The 13,553-nt window shown below is 71.1% G+C and carries 13 protein-coding genes and 1 pseudogene; 10 read left to right on the top strand and 4 right to left on the bottom strand.

From position 1 onward, the window contains the following. Positions 1-121: 121 nt before the first annotated feature. Both ABGB11_RS41125 and ABGB11_RS41130 read right to left on the bottom strand, forming a co-directional pair. Positions 122-907: an ABC transporter ATP-binding protein gene (locus ABGB11_RS41125; protein WP_347641066.1), complete on the bottom strand. Its 786-nt coding sequence runs from the start codon at positions 905-907 to the stop codon at positions 122-124. Further along, complete coding sequence (locus tag ABGB11_RS41130; RefSeq protein ID WP_347641068.1) at positions 904-1,752, bottom strand: ABC transporter permease; 849 nt, start codon at positions 1,750-1,752, stop codon at positions 904-906. The genes ABGB11_RS41125 and ABGB11_RS41130 overlap by 4 nt, the downstream gene beginning before the upstream one ends. 443 nt (positions 1,753-2,195) lie before the next feature. On the opposite strand from ABGB11_RS41130, the gene ABGB11_RS41135 reads away from it, so the two are divergent. After that, the gene (locus tag ABGB11_RS41135; RefSeq protein ID WP_347641069.1) at positions 2,196-3,062 is read left to right on the top strand and encodes an alpha/beta hydrolase-fold protein; all 867 of its coding nucleotides are present in this window, start codon (positions 2,196-2,198) and stop codon (positions 3,060-3,062) included. A 15-nt stretch (positions 3,063-3,077) separates the two neighbouring features. On the opposite strand, the gene ABGB11_RS41140 is transcribed toward ABGB11_RS41135, so the two are convergent. Further along, the gene (locus ABGB11_RS41140) at positions 3,078-3,203 is read right to left on the bottom strand and encodes a hypothetical protein (RefSeq protein ID WP_347641071.1); all 126 of its coding nucleotides are present in this window, start codon (positions 3,201-3,203) and stop codon (positions 3,078-3,080) included. 32 nt (positions 3,204-3,235) lie between these two features. Between ABGB11_RS41140 and ABGB11_RS41145 the strand changes: the two genes are divergently transcribed. The 6 genes from ABGB11_RS41145 to ABGB11_RS41170 all read left to right on the top strand — a co-directional run bounded on the left by ABGB11_RS41145 (position 3,236) and on the right by ABGB11_RS41170 (position 7,728). Next, positions 3,236-3,709, top strand: coding sequence for a hypothetical protein (locus ABGB11_RS41145; protein ID WP_347641072.1), 474 nt, complete (start codon positions 3,236-3,238; stop codon positions 3,707-3,709). Positions 3,710-3,948: 239 nt separating this feature from the next. Next, complete coding sequence (locus tag ABGB11_RS41150) at positions 3,949-4,224, top strand: hypothetical protein (protein ID WP_347641073.1); 276 nt, start codon at positions 3,949-3,951, stop codon at positions 4,222-4,224. A 165-nt stretch (positions 4,225-4,389) separates the two neighbouring features. Beyond that, positions 4,390-5,517, top strand: coding sequence for a cupin domain-containing protein (locus ABGB11_RS41155; RefSeq protein ID WP_347641074.1), 1,128 nt, complete (start codon positions 4,390-4,392; stop codon positions 5,515-5,517). After that, on the top strand, positions 5,514-6,344 hold the full coding sequence (locus tag ABGB11_RS41160; protein ID WP_347641075.1) for a fumarylacetoacetate hydrolase family protein: 831 nt from the start codon (positions 5,514-5,516) through the stop codon (positions 6,342-6,344). Before ABGB11_RS41155 ends, ABGB11_RS41160 begins: the two co-directional genes overlap by 4 nt. Further along, positions 6,341-6,928, top strand: a complete 588-nt coding sequence (locus ABGB11_RS41165) for a maleylpyruvate isomerase family mycothiol-dependent enzyme (protein WP_347641076.1) — start codon at positions 6,341-6,343, stop codon at positions 6,926-6,928. Before ABGB11_RS41160 ends, ABGB11_RS41165 begins: the two co-directional genes overlap by 4 nt. 35 nt (positions 6,929-6,963) lie before the next feature. After that, the gene (locus tag ABGB11_RS41170) at positions 6,964-7,728 is read left to right on the top strand and encodes an IclR family transcriptional regulator (RefSeq protein ID WP_347641077.1); all 765 of its coding nucleotides are present in this window, start codon (positions 6,964-6,966) and stop codon (positions 7,726-7,728) included. 28 nt (positions 7,729-7,756) lie between these two features. Here the strand turns inward: ABGB11_RS41170 and ABGB11_RS41175 are convergent. Further along, positions 7,757-8,119 (bottom strand): annotated as a pseudogene (locus tag ABGB11_RS41175) (class I SAM-dependent methyltransferase); the annotation flags it as partial. A 577-nt stretch (positions 8,120-8,696) separates the two neighbouring features. On the opposite strand from ABGB11_RS41175, the gene ABGB11_RS41180 reads away from it, so the two are divergent. The 3 genes from ABGB11_RS41180 to ABGB11_RS41190 are packed head-to-tail and all read left to right on the top strand — an operon-like array spanning position 8,697 to position 13,434. Continuing rightward, complete coding sequence (locus tag ABGB11_RS41180) at positions 8,697-9,356, top strand: hypothetical protein (RefSeq protein ID WP_347641079.1); 660 nt, start codon at positions 8,697-8,699, stop codon at positions 9,354-9,356. Next, entirely contained in the window at positions 9,353-11,470 is a 2,118-nt protein-coding gene (locus tag ABGB11_RS41185; protein ID WP_347641081.1) for a bifunctional polysaccharide deacetylase/glycosyltransferase family 2 protein, read from the top strand. The genes ABGB11_RS41180 and ABGB11_RS41185 overlap by 4 nt, the downstream gene beginning before the upstream one ends. Then, positions 11,467-13,434 carry a glycoside hydrolase family 9 protein gene (locus tag ABGB11_RS41190; protein ID WP_347641082.1) on the top strand — a complete coding sequence of 656 codons (1,968 nt, stop codon included), beginning with the start codon at positions 11,467-11,469 and terminating at the stop codon, positions 13,432-13,434. Before ABGB11_RS41185 ends, ABGB11_RS41190 begins: the two co-directional genes overlap by 4 nt. Positions 13,435-13,553 lie beyond the last annotated feature (119 nt).

Consider the following 13,553-nt stretch of genomic DNA (forward strand, 5'->3'; position numbering starts at 1 on the left):
GCGCCTGGATCCGCGTCATCTGGCGCTGCTGGCACGACAGCGTCCCCTACGACCCCACCAAACACGGCGCCGCAACAGCGCTCATGGAGCCTCTCGCTTCCTGAGGTTGACACAGGGAGTGTCATGATGCCTCCTTGGCAGTGGCGACGGTTCGTCGAGCGGAGCTCGTCGGTTGAATGGCGGTGGGTGGGGGCTGGAGGACGGTTCGGACCCCGAGCCCGTCCAGCAGGTCGCGCCGCAGCGCGATGAACCGCGGGTCGTCCAGCGACCGCGGCCGGGGAAGGTCGACGGCGTACTCCCGCTCGATCCGGCCGCCCGCGAGCAGCAGCGCGCGGTCGGCGAGCAGGAGCGCCTCCTCGACGTCATGGGTGACCAGCAGCACCGCCGGCCGGTGCTCGGCCCACAGGTCGGCGACGAGCGCCTGCGCGTTGAGCCGGGTGAGCGCGTCCAGCGCCCCGAACGGCTCGTCGAGCAGCAGCAGGTCGAGCGTGCGCACCAGCGCCCGGGCCAGCGCGACGCGCTGCGACTCGCCGCCGGACAGGGTGAGCGGGCACGCGTCGGCGCGGGCCGTGAGCCCGACCTCGGCCAGTGCCGCCTCGGCCCGCTCGCGCAGGCCGCGCCCCCGCAGGCCGAGGACGACGTTGTCCCACACCCGGCTCCACGGAAGGAGGCGGTGCTCCTGGTAGACGACGGCGCGCCTGCCGGGGACGCCGATCTCGCCGCTTCCCTCGCCGTCCAGCCCGGCCAGGGCGCGCAGCAGCGTGCTCTTCCCCGAGCCGCTCGCGCCGAGCAGCGCGACGAACTCGCCGGGGGCGATGTCGAGGTCGACGCCGTCCAGCACGGCGCGCTCGCCGAACACCCGCCGAAGGCCGCGGACGTGCACTCCTTTCTGCACGGTCGTCGTCATCGCGCCACCAGGCCCTTCCGCCAGGCCAGCGCGCGCCGCTCGATGAGCCGCACCAGCAGGTCCGTCGAAACGCCGAGCAGCGCGTACACGACGAGAACCAGGAAGACCGTCTCCATCTGCAGGAACTGGGTGGCCTGGTTGATGACGAAGCCGATGCCGCTGGCGGTCGCCGACTGCTCCACGACGACGAGCGTCAGCCAGGCGACGCCGAGCGACAGCCGCAGCCCGACGAGGATCTGCGGGAGCGCGCCGGGCAGGATCACCTTCCGGACGAGCCCGAGCCGGCCGAGGCCGCAGGTGCGGGCGGACTCCACCAGCCGCTCGTCAACGCCCCGGATGCCGTGGAACACGTTGATGTAGAGCGGGAACACCGTGCCGACCGCGATCAGGCCGACCTTGGACGTCTCGCCGATCCCGAACCAGATGATGAACAGCGGGACGAGCGCGAGGTGGGGAAGCATCCGGAGCGCCTGGACGGGCGCGTCGACGATGTCCTCGCTGATCCGGAACAGCCCGGAGAGCAGGCCGAGGGCGAGGCCGGTCGGCAGCCCGATCGCCAGGCCTTTCAGCACCCGCAGGAGCGAGACGCCCAGGTTCTCGAACAGCGCGCCCGACGAGAGCATCTCCCAGCCGCGCACGGCGACGTCGCTGAGCGGCGGCGTCGTGCTGCCCAGCCAGCCGGCGCGGGCGCCGATCTCCCACAGCGCGAGGACGGCGACCAGCCCGCCGGCCTTGCGCGCCCGGCGCAGCACCGACAGCAGCACGGCACCGGAACGGGACGCGGTCGAGACCCGCGCCGCCACGGGAATCGCCGAGCGGGGCGGATCAAGCAGGTCGGTGGACACAGGGCACCTCCGGACAGGGGGAAACGGAAGGAAGGCGGCAGGATTCGGCCCCCGAGGGGGCGCGGGTGAGAGGAAGAGGGGCCGGTCAGAGGCCGCGGCGCGCGAAAGAGCGGTTCAACAGGACGCGCTGCACACGCGAAGGAGGTCGACGTGGCGCCTCGCCACCAGGACCTCCGCTGCGTTCATGTCCCCAAGGATGCACACGGCACCGGCCCCTGTGAAGCCCCCAAGAATCCGCCTCCACCTGCGAAGACACCCGCGGGCAGGCGATTTTCCTACAAAATCTACCGATTTACCTGGGAATATACCGGAGACGCCTTCCCGCGGAGATCACGGCGAAGGTTACGCAGATCACACCGTCCGGAAACCCCACGTGAACGGACCGTAACGCCCCCTCCACCGACGGTCCCCTGATCGCCATGATGAGTACCGGAGGTGGTCGCATGACCGCGCGATGGTCGGCCGGGCCGGTGGAACTGCCGGGCGCGGTGCGGTACACGCTCATCACCGGCGACGGACCCACCGACCGGTGGCGCGTCGAGGTGGCCGTCCCACCGGCCGCGACGCGCGGGGAGCACGCCCCCGTCCCGGTGCTGTACGTGCTCGACGGCTTCCTGACCTTCCTGACCACCGCGCAGATCGCGCAGAACATGCTGGCGTTCTCGCTCGGGCAGTTCCGTCCCGTGGCCGTCGTCGGCATCTCACCGGCCACCGACGACCGCACCCGCCTGTCCACCCGGCGCCCGCGCGACCTGACGCCCACGGTCGCGGCACCGGGATACCACCTCGGAGAGGCCCCGTACGGGACCGGGCGCGCCGACGCGATGCTCGGCCTGATCCGGGAGGTGATCGCACCCCATGTGGAGGCGGCGCACCGGCTCGACCCGTCCGACCGGGGCGTCGCGGGTTTCTCCCTGGGCGGGCTGTTCACCTGCTGGGCACTCGTGTGCCGCCCGGAGGGGTTCCGCAAGTTCCTGGCGGTCAGCCCGTCACTGTGGTGGGACGACCGGCTGCTCCTCGATCCTGACCGGGCGCGCTTCGCCGACCGGGAGGCCAGTGACGTCTACCTCGCCGTGGGCGAGCTGGAGGACGGCCCCGGCCGGAGCTGGCCCGCCATGCCCGCCACGATGCGCCAAGCGCTGTCCGCACTAGACATGGTCGCCGACCTGGCCGCCTTCACCGAGCGGCTGCGCGCCCAAGGGAAGATCGACGTGCGCAGCGAGGTCATTCCCGGCGAGCAGCACGCGACGGTATGGCCGGCCGCCGTGACCCGCGGCCTGCTGCACCTGTACCGCACCTCCCCATCCTGAGCAGACCGTGCGGTCTCACGTCACGGGCGCGAAGTCGGGCAGGGTGAGGGCCGAATGGGCCGGCCTCTTCCCCGCGGCGGGCATGGCGCTGAGGCTGCGCAGCCTGTTGTTGCGCTGCTCCAGGTACGCGGCGTCGCCCACCAGCGCGACCCCTGCCGCGGAACCACCGGGGCATGCGGATCTGGCCGACGCCGTCGAAGAACACGTCGTCCGCATCGTGCATGGCGGCCAACATGATCGCGAAGGTGGGATCGCTGACCACCCCGATCGCCACCTGGGACTCTCCCGAGGAGAGGTGCTTGCGCACGAGGATAACGACAGCGGCATCGCGCCCACCATCGCGCCTGCAGGACCTGCCCGAGCAGCAGCACCGCCAGGTTCGGCGCCAGCGCGGACACCAGGCCGCCGGCCGAGACCGCCGCCATGAGCCGGACCATCACCCGCTTGCCGCCGTAGCGGTCACCGAGGATGCCCCCGACCGGCGCGAAGATCGCACGAGTGATGAGCATCGCGACGCTCAGCAGCGCCCCTGGACGGGGCTGATCGACAGTTCGCGCTGCAGCAGCGGGAGCGTCGGCACCACCACCGACTCCAGAGTCCCGCTGGCGGCCACCAGCAGCCCAAGGGCACGGGGTAGTGGAAAATGACGGGTCCGTATCGGTGGGCTTAACGCTGTGAAGCTGATGTGAAGCAAGGACGAAGCAGAGGGTTGCTTGAATTGCGCTGCACCCCACACTACCGGTCACATATGAGTAAGGGGGACGGTGAGGCGGTTGGTGGGCGCAACACGCGCCGACGGCGGTGCGCTGAGCGAGCTGGATATATTCGCGGCTCGCCGGCCGAATGACTCACCCTGCACCAATCGAGGAGCACCTTCGAAAGGAGAATGCGGGTCTACGGCGGGATCAATCAGACCGGTGACGTGTGGAAGCAGGAAGGCGACTGGACCGGCGTGCTCAGGACATCCGGATCCGTTTTCAACAACGGGAAGCCCTTCCCCGGTGCCGACCACGTCCAGCTCTACTGGACCTACAGCGGGAACAACTGGACCCAATGCCTGCACTACAATCCGGGCCCGGGGCACATACAAGATCAACTTCGGGGACTGGATCGTCATCACAAAGATCCAATGGCGCGGCGAATGCTGAGACCCCGAGTGTGACGGGCCTGGATCCTCCCAGACCCGTCACGCGCGAGATGGCCAGACCTCGACCCGAGCCCTGCCCTTGGGGTCGAGTTGTTCCTCATGACAGAATCTTCTTGTCCATACTGCAGAATCCTCGGCACTCTGGGGCCTCCTGGCAGCGCGCACGGAAGGGCTCCAACCATGACCGTCACCGAAGGATCCCCGGTGACCATCGTCGCGACCGATGCCGAGGACCAGCCGGTCCGCACCCCGCGGCTCGAGGCGCTGTACCGCGGCTTCGAGGCCGAGTCGCTCGTCCCGCTCTGGACCGAGATCGGCGCTCTCATGCCGCCCTCCCCCAGGTCGAAGGCGGTTCCGCACCGGTGGCGGTGGGACGCGTTGCTGCCGATGGCCGAGCGGGCCGGAGAGCTGGTGCCGGTCGGGCGCGGGGGCGAGCGCCGGGCGATCGCGCTCGCCAATCCCGGCCTCGGCGGCAGGCCCTTCGCGACACCGACGCTGTGGGCCGCGATCCAGTACCTCAACCCGGGCGAGGACGCCCCCGTGCACAGGCACACCCAGAACGCCTTCCGGTTCGTCGTCGAAGGGGAAGGCGTGTGGACGGTGGTGAACGGCGATCCCGTCGCCATGCGCCGCGGTGACTTCCTCCCGCAGGCCGGTTGGCACTGGCACGGCCACCACAACGTCACCGACCGTCCCATGGCATGGATCGACGGGCTGGACATCCCGTTCCAGTACCTCACCGAGTCCACGTTCTTCGAGCCCGGGCCCGACGAGATCGAGTCGCGGGAGGCGCCGGAGCGGTCGCGGGCGGAGCGGCTGTGGGGCCATCCCGGCCTGCGGCCGCTCACCCACCTGCGTCCTGCGCCGTCGACGCCGCTTCTGGCCTACCGGTGGGAGCACACCGACCGCGCGCTGGCGGACCAGCTGGCACTGGAGGCGGAGGGACACCGCGCAACGGTCGAACCCGGACACGCCGCCGTCCGCTACACCAACCCCACGACGGGCGGCGACGTCATGCCCACCCTGCGCGCCGAGTTCCACCGGCTGGCGCCCGGCACGGAGACCGCGACGACCCGCGAAGTCGGTTCCTCGGTTTACCAGGTGTTCGACGGCGCCGGGCACATCACGGTGGGGGAACACGCCTGGACGGTCGAGCGCGGCGACCTGTTCGTCGTGCCGTCCTGGCAGCCGTCAGCACTCGCCACCGAGCACGGCCTGGACCTGTTCCGGTTCAGCGACACTCCGATCTTCGAGCGGCTGCACCAGCACCGCGCCCAGAACGACACGGTAGAGGAGGACGCGCAGTGAGGCTCGCGACCGTCCGGACGGACGATGGAACCCGCGCCGCGCGGATTTCCGCTGACGGATGCGTCCTCCTCGACGCACCCGATGTCGGCGCGCTGCTGGCGCTGGAGGACTGGGCCGGCGTCGCCGCGTCCGCGACCGGGAATCCGCGCCCCGTGGACGACGCCGCGTTCGCGCCCGTCGTGCCGCGTCCGGGAAAGGTGCTGTGCGTCGGGCTCAACTACCGCAACCACATCCTGGAGATGGGACGGGACCTGCCCGAGCACCCCACCCTGTTCGCCAAGTTCCCCGAAGCCCTCATCGGCGCCCGGGACGCCGTCCAGCTCGCCCCCGAGTCGTCGGCCGTCGACTGGGAGGCCGAGCTGGCCCTGGTGATCGGACGTTCCGTCCGGCGGGCGGACGAGGACGAGGCGGCCCGGGCGATCGCCGGGTTCACCGTCATGAACGACGTCACCATGCGGGACTGGCAGTTCCGCACCAAGGAGTGGCTGCAGGGCAAGACGTTCGAGGGCACGACGCCGCTCGGGCCCGTCCTCGTCACACCGGACGAGCTGCCCGGCGGCGTTCGCCCCGGCCTGCCGCTCACCTGCCGCGTCGACGGGGAGGTGATGCAGAAGGCCGACACGTCAGACCTGGTCTTCGACCCGGTGGCCCTCGTGCGGTATGCCTCCACCATCGTCACGCTTCGGCCGGGCGACGTCATCGCGACCGGCACGCCCGGCGGGGTCGGCCACGCCCGCAAGCCGCCCAGCTACCTCACCGACGGCATGACCGTGGTGACCGAGATCGGAGGAATCGGCCGTCTGGAGAACACGGCGAGGACGCCGTGAGCGCCCGCTCCTGGATGGACGAGGGGACCCGGCTGTTCCTCGGCGCCGTCGACCGGCTCACCGACGACGAACTGTCCGCGCCGACCGCCCTGGACGGCTGGACGCGCCGGCATGTCATCGCCCACGTCCACGGCAACGCCGAGGCGCTGCGCCGCCTGCTGAGCTGGGCCGCGACCGGTGTCGAGAACCGGATGTACGCCGGTCCGCGGCAGCGGGCGGACGAGATCGAGGCCGCGGCGTCGCTGCCCGCGGACGAGCTGCGCGCGCTCGTCCACGGGTCGGCGATCCGCTTGGCGGAGGACGCTGACGCTCTGCCGGAGGAGGCGTGGCACAGATCCGTGGTGACCGCCCAAGGGCGAACCGTCCCCGCCGAGGAGATCCCATGGATGCGGGCGAGGGAGATGGCGGTGCACGCGGTCGACCTGCAGCACGGTGTGACCTTCGCCGACCTGCCCGAGGCGTTCAACACCCGTCTGGCCTCGGAGGCCGCGGCCAGGCACGCGGCAGCGGGCCAGGCCGCCGCCCTGGCCGCGTGGCTGACCGGACGCACCCGCGAGCCCCCGGGCCTCGGCCCTTGGCTGTGACGGGCAGATTCCGCAAGGTGGACTAGCATTCTCCTATGAAGAACATGAAGGAGAAGCCGACCTATGCGCTGGGGTCCGTCGACAACGCCCTGCTGATCCTTCACATGCTGCGCGACCAGGGCAGCCTCAAGGTCAGTGACGTGGCCCGCGAGCTGGACATCGCACGTTCTACGGCGCACCGGCTTCTCGCCATGCTCGTCTACCGCGACTTCGCGATCCAGGACGAGAGTCACTCCTACCTCCCGGGGCCGTTCCTGTCCTCCACCCCGGCCGGCACGCACGGCTCGACGCTGCGGGAGTTGCGGAGGCTGGCCACCCCGCACATGGAGACGCTGTGCGGACGCGTCCAGGAAACCGTCAACCTCGTCGTGCGGACGGGCACGGAGGTGCGTTTTGTGTCGAGCGTGGAGTCATCGCAGGTCCTCCAGGTCGGGGATCGCCGAGGCACGATCCTCCCCGCGCATCTGGCCTCGGGCGGCAAGGCCATGCTGGCCGAGCTCACGGTCGAACAGCTGCGGGAGCTGTACCCCGACCTGACCGACCCGGAGTGGACGAAGCTGACGCGCGAACTCGCCAACATCCGCACGCACGGCCACGCGCTCAACATCGAGGCCACCGAGCGCGGCGTCGCCGCCATCGGCGCCGCCGTGCACGACGGGAGCGGCACCACGGTCGGCGCCCTGTCGATCGCCGCACCGCTGGCCCGCTTCGGCCACGAACGGATCGGCCACCTCGCCAAGGAACTGCACCGCAGCGTCGCCAAGATCGAACACGCCCTGACGCACTTCCCCGACGCCTAATGGGAGCTACCGGGTCGGCCAGGTGAGCGCGGATGCCGTGCAGGCACGCCAACGCGGCGTCGGGTAGCAGGGTGAAGGTCGGTCCGGCCAGAAAGATCGCCCGGTAGCGCCGTGGCAGATCCAGCGCCTCCATGCGCTGGTGAAAAGCAGTGACGCTGATCCCTTCCTCACGCACCCGGCGACGGAGGCGTTCCAGCATGTCAGCAGAGGAATCGACGCCTTCGACTTCCAACCCGCGTCGACGCAACTCAAGCAGCGGATCGCCATCTCCACAGCCCAGCTCCAGCGCCGGCGTGCCGGTTCGCTCGATCACCGCATAGAGAGGCCTCAGTCGCCGCCCAGCGCAGCGCTCGTTCAGCGGGCAGTGAAGCGTCGAACCCGACAAGCACATCTCGTACGCCCATCTGCGTCACCTCCTGGATCCGAGCCTTGTCGCCGGCGAACGCGTCTTTCAGAGGCGTGGGTCGCTGATGCGAAGGACTTTCGGCCCTGAATCCCGCCCACGTCGACCAGCACACGGACGGCGTCCGGGCTCATGGCCTGAGTTCCCCAGCGGGCGGTTCGAGAGCCCGGGGCGACCGTGCTGCAGCGCACGATGATGCGGCACTTTATTGGAATCCGCTTCTAAACGTTCACGGGACCTTGACCCATTCCGGCCACCACCCCCAGAGGAAGCGGAACGAGAAATGCCGTTAATGGATCTTCGAAAATCCCCTCTTTATTACTCCGGAAGAAGAACGTCCCTAAGTTCGGTTATGTCCGAAGCGTCGCCGCAGCAAAGCTCTGACCTGCGGAGATTCATTGATCAAGACGAAGTTTACCGACAACGGTCGTCCGAAAGTGGCCGTTGATCGAAAGCACCCCGAACGCGCGAGGCCGCCGGGGACGCTGACCGTCATTGACGATTCGAATGGGGTTCTGCTGCTAGGTTTCAGCACAGGGGGAATTGTTTCCTGGGGAGTAGCTAAATGCCCGACAAGCAAGAAGTGATCGATTCGAGGGACCGTTCCGCTTCGCCGGTCTTCGTGGATGTGACCGGGCGCCGCCGCAGGCGCCTGCGCCGGTTCGGCTATGCGGCCGCGGCCCTGTGCGGGGGCTACTCGATCATGATCGGCATCAGCCTGATGGGCGGACCGGTCAGCCCGCAGACGCTGCTGCCGAGAATGGGCGGGAGCGGCGAGACCAAGGTCACGCCGAGTTCCAAGCACCGGCCGCCGGCCGCCGAGGACGGACCCGGGGCGTTTCGGCCGCCGCGGCCCTCCTGGCCCGTCCCGACGCCCGAAGCTCCGCCGGCGGCGCCCCGGGCGTCCGGCAGCGCGCCCTCCGGGGCCGTACCGGCCCCGACGGCACCCGATGGGCGGCGCACCGCGCCGCAGGCCCCGACCAAAGCGCCGGCCACGACGCCGAGCCGGTCGGGCGACACCCCGCCGGCCGCGCCCCCGGCCGCTCCGCCGGCGGACCCGCCGAACCCGCCCGCGAACCCACCGGAGACCGGCGAGCCCGCCGGCGCGGACGAGCGGCGCGACAACACCGGAGCGGAACCGCAGGCGGCCGCCGCCACGCCCTCCGTCGCCGGGAGCGTCCCGACCACGCCCGCCGCCGCGCCCGCGGCCGGAGCCCAGGGGTGAAGGCGGCGGTCCTCGCGCTCCTGCGTCCACGATGGCTGCTGACGGTGATGGCGTCCCTGGCCTTCGCCTGCGTGCTGTTCGCCCACGGCCTGGTGAACGCCGAGTTCGGCGCGGACGGGAACGCGGCCGCGCCCGGCGACGCGGCGACGGTCCCGCAGAACGTCCGGACGGGCGGGCCCGTCATCGGCGCCGGCGCGAAGCGATGGCAGTTCCGCGTACCGGACCGGACCGTCATCCTCACCTTCGACGACGGCCCCAACCCCGAGTGGACTCCGAAGATCCTCGATGTGCTCGACCGGCACAAGGTGCACGCCTCGTTCTTCGTCGTCGGCTCCAAGGTGACCGAGCACCCTGACATCGTCGACCGCATGCACAGGTCGGGCCACGAGATCGGGCTGCACACGTTCACGCACTCCGACCTCTCCACGGTGCCCGGCTGGCGGTTCGGCATGGAGCTGTCGCAGAGCCAGCTCGCGCTCGCGGGAGCGACGGGCGTGACCAGCTCGCTCGCGCGGCCGCCCTACTCCTCCACGGCGGAGGCGGTCGACGACAACCAGTGGGGGGTGCTGCAGGGCCTCAGCGAAGACGGCTACACCACGGTCCTCACCACGCTGGACTCCAAGGACTGGCAGCGTCCCCCGGTGAGCCAGATCGTCGCCAACTCCACCCCGTCCGGCCACCGCGGCGAGGTCATCCTGATGCACGACGCGGGCGGTGACCGGTCCCGGACCGTCGCCGCGCTGGACCGGCTGATCCCGCGGCTGCGCGCGCAGGGCTACCGCTTCGCGACCACCGCGGAGGTCATCGGCGAGTCGCAGGCGAACCCGCCCGCCGCGCGCGGCCAGCACTGGCGCGGCGTCCTCCTGGTCGGCATCGTCAGGGTCGCGGGCGCCGTCGTCTCCGTCCTCGCCCTGATCCTGCTGGCGGTGGGGGTGCTGATGGTCGTGCGGCTGCTGCTCATGGTCGTGGTGGCCCGGCGGCACGCACGCACCCGGCGGCCGTCGCGCTGGTCATGGGGGCCGCCCGTGACCGAACCCGTGACCGTGGTCGTCCCCGCCTACAACGAGAAGGAGTGCATCGCCGACACGATCCGGTCTCTGGTCCGCGGCACCCATCCCGTCGAGGTGATCGTCGTGGACGACGGCTCCACGGACGGCACCGCCGACGTCGCCGAGTCGCTCGCCCTTCCGGGCGTCCGGGTCATCCGGAAACCGAACGGCGGCAAGCCGTCCGCACTCAACGCCGGGATCGCTGCGGCCCGCTGCGACCTGGTCGTGATGATGGACGGCGACACCGTGTTCACCCGCGACACCGTGCGCAGGCTCGTCCAGCCGTTCGCCGACCGGCGGGTCGGCGCGGTGGCCGGCAACGCCAAGATCGCCAACAGGAACTCCATGCTCGGCCGGTGGCAGCACATCGAGTACGTCATCGGTTCCAACATCGACCGCCGCGTGTACGACCTGCTGCGCTGCATGCCGACCGTGCCGGGCGCGGTCGGGGCGTTCCGCCGGTCGGCCCTGCACCAGGTGGGCGGGGTCAGCGACGCCACCCTCGCCGAGGACACCGACCTGACCATCGAGCTCGTGCGCGCCGGATGGCGGGTGGTGTGCGAGCCGTCCGCGATCGCCTACACCGAGGCGCCCTCCACGATCGGCCAGCTGTGGCGGCAGCGGTACCGCTGGTCGTACGGGACGATGCAGGCGATGTGGAAGCACCGGCGCGCGGTGTTCGAACGCGGCCCGTCCGGCCGGTTCGGGCGCTGGGGCCTGGCGCATCTCGCGCTCTTCCAGGTGATGCTGCCGCTGCTCGCGCCGCTCGTGGACGTCCTGCTCCTCTACGGGATCCTGTTCCTCGACCCGGTCAAGACGGCCGCGGTCTGGGGTGCGGTCCTCGGCGTCCAGCTGGCGGGCGCCTGCTACGCCTTCCGTCTGGACCGCGAGAAGGCGCGCGTCCTGTGGGCCCTGCCCGTCCAGCAGTTCGTCTACCGGCAGCTCATGTACGCGGTCCTGATCCAGTCGATCATCACCGCGGTCGGCGGCATCCGGCTCGGCTGGCACAAGCTGCAGCGCACCGGCGGCCTGGACGCCCTCGTCAGCGGCCAGAACCGTTCGTGACACCTCCGATGGCGAACCGCGGCAGGTCCGTTCCGCTCATCCTGGGCGGGGCGGCCCTCCTCGCCGTACCGTCCTGCCACACCTCGGACGGCGCGGGCCCGCCGGGCCCGCGCCCGCGGTACTCGGCCCCGCCGGCCCCGCCCGCCGCACCGGGGCCGGACCGGGGCGCCCGGATACGTCTCGACCAGGTCGGCTACCTCCCGGAAGAATCCAAGCGGGCCTATCTGATGACGGCGGGGCCGACCGGGCGGATCCGCTTCAAGGTCGAGAACGCCGGGGGCCAGACCGTCCTCACCGGGGCCCCCGGACGACGCACCGGCTCATGGAACGCGGCCTTCCCGTCCGTGCGCGTCCTGGACCTCACCCGGCTGACGGATCGGGGCACCTATCGCGTGGCGGTCAGCGGCCCGGACGTGCGGGCGCACTCCCCCTGGTTCCGGGTCGGCCCGGCCGCGGAGGTGCTGGGGCCGCTGCTGCCCCGGCTGCTGCGGTTCTTCCAGGCGCAGCGGGACGGCCCCGACGTCGTTCCGACGGTGCTCGGCCGCCGGCCGTCCCATCTGGCAGACCGCGCGGCCACCGTTTACCAGCCGCCCCGCTATCGCAACGGTGAAATGGTGAGCGGGCTCGTTTCCGTGCCCGGCGCCGCGACCGTCGACGTGTCCGGTGGCTGGGCGGACGCGGGCGATTTCCTGAAGTTCACGCACACCGCGTCCTACTCCACCGCCGTTCTCTACTACGCCTACCGTGCGGTCCCGTCCGAGCCGGAGCTGGCCGCCGAGGCCGACCACGGCCTGAAGTGGCTGGACAAGATGTGGGACCAGCGGACCGGTGCCCTGTACGCCCAGGTCGGCATCGGCATCAGCGGTGCCGGATACCTGTCCGACCACGACGTCTGGCGGCTGCCGGAAAGCGACGACATGCGGCGCGTCGGGCGTGACGACCCCGGCTACCTGCTGCGGTACCGCCCCGCCTTCCGTGCGGCCGCCCCCGGTGAGCCGATCAGCCCGAACCTCGCCGGCCGCGTCGCCGCCGCGTTCGCGCTCGCGGCGCAGACCCACGCCCGGGACGATCCCGGGGCCGCCCGCCGGGCACTGGAACGGGCGGCGGGCATCTATGCCCGCGCGGACACCGCCCCCGGCGACGGCCTCGTCACCACCTTCCCGCGCGAGTTCTACCCCGAGGAGACCTGGGCGGACGACCTGGAGTTCGGAGCGGTGGAACTGGCCCGGGCGGCGCGGGCCCTCGGCGACCGCCGGGCCGACGGCTGGCTCCGCCAGGCGGCGCGCTGGGCCGCCGCCGCCCTCAAATCAGACGGTCAGGCGCCTTTGGGCCTCGGCGATGTCAGCGTGCTGGCCCACACCGACCTGATCGAAGCCCTCGACCAGGGCGCCGCCGGTGTCGGCATCGACCGGGACGAGCTGGTCGCGGCCCTGAAGCACCGGCTGGACGCCGCCGCCGCGAGGGCCGCCCGCGATCCGTTCGGGGCGGCCGCGGAGCCGACCGTCTCCGACTCGGCCGCGACCAGCTTCGGCCTGGCCAGCACGGCCCTGCTCTACCGCCGGGTGAGCGGCGACACGTCCTACGACGCGATCGGCACCGGCCAGCGCGGCTGGGCCCTCGGCGCGAACGCGTGGGGATCGTCGTTCGTCATCGGCGCCGGGACCACCTATCCACGCTGCCCCCAGCACCAGGTCGCCAACCTGACCGAGGGTGTCGTCCTTGAGGGCGCCGTCGTCAACGGCCCCAACTCCGCCGCGGCCTTCCGGGACACGGACGTGCTCGACGGCATGCGGCCCTGCGCGGTCACCGGTTTCACCCAGTACGACGGACAGGGCAGCCGGTACGCCGACCGGATCGGCGCCTGGCAGAGCATCGAACCGGCCGACGATTACACCGCCGCAGCGGTCCTCGCAACCGCCCTGGCAAGCATCGAACTCCCCGGCCGCAGGCCCATCCCGAACTGAAACAGCTTTCTGGCCACCTGTTCATCCCGATGCGGTCGGTTGAAGGATCGGGCCGGTGGAGATCTCCGACGTCGCGGTCGCCGAACCACCTACACCGCGTGCACGTCCAATAGGACTCC

The organism is Actinomadura sp. B10D3, assembly GCF_039871695.1.
GTDB lineage: Bacteria > Actinomycetota > Actinomycetes > Streptosporangiales > Streptosporangiaceae > Spirillospora > Spirillospora madurae.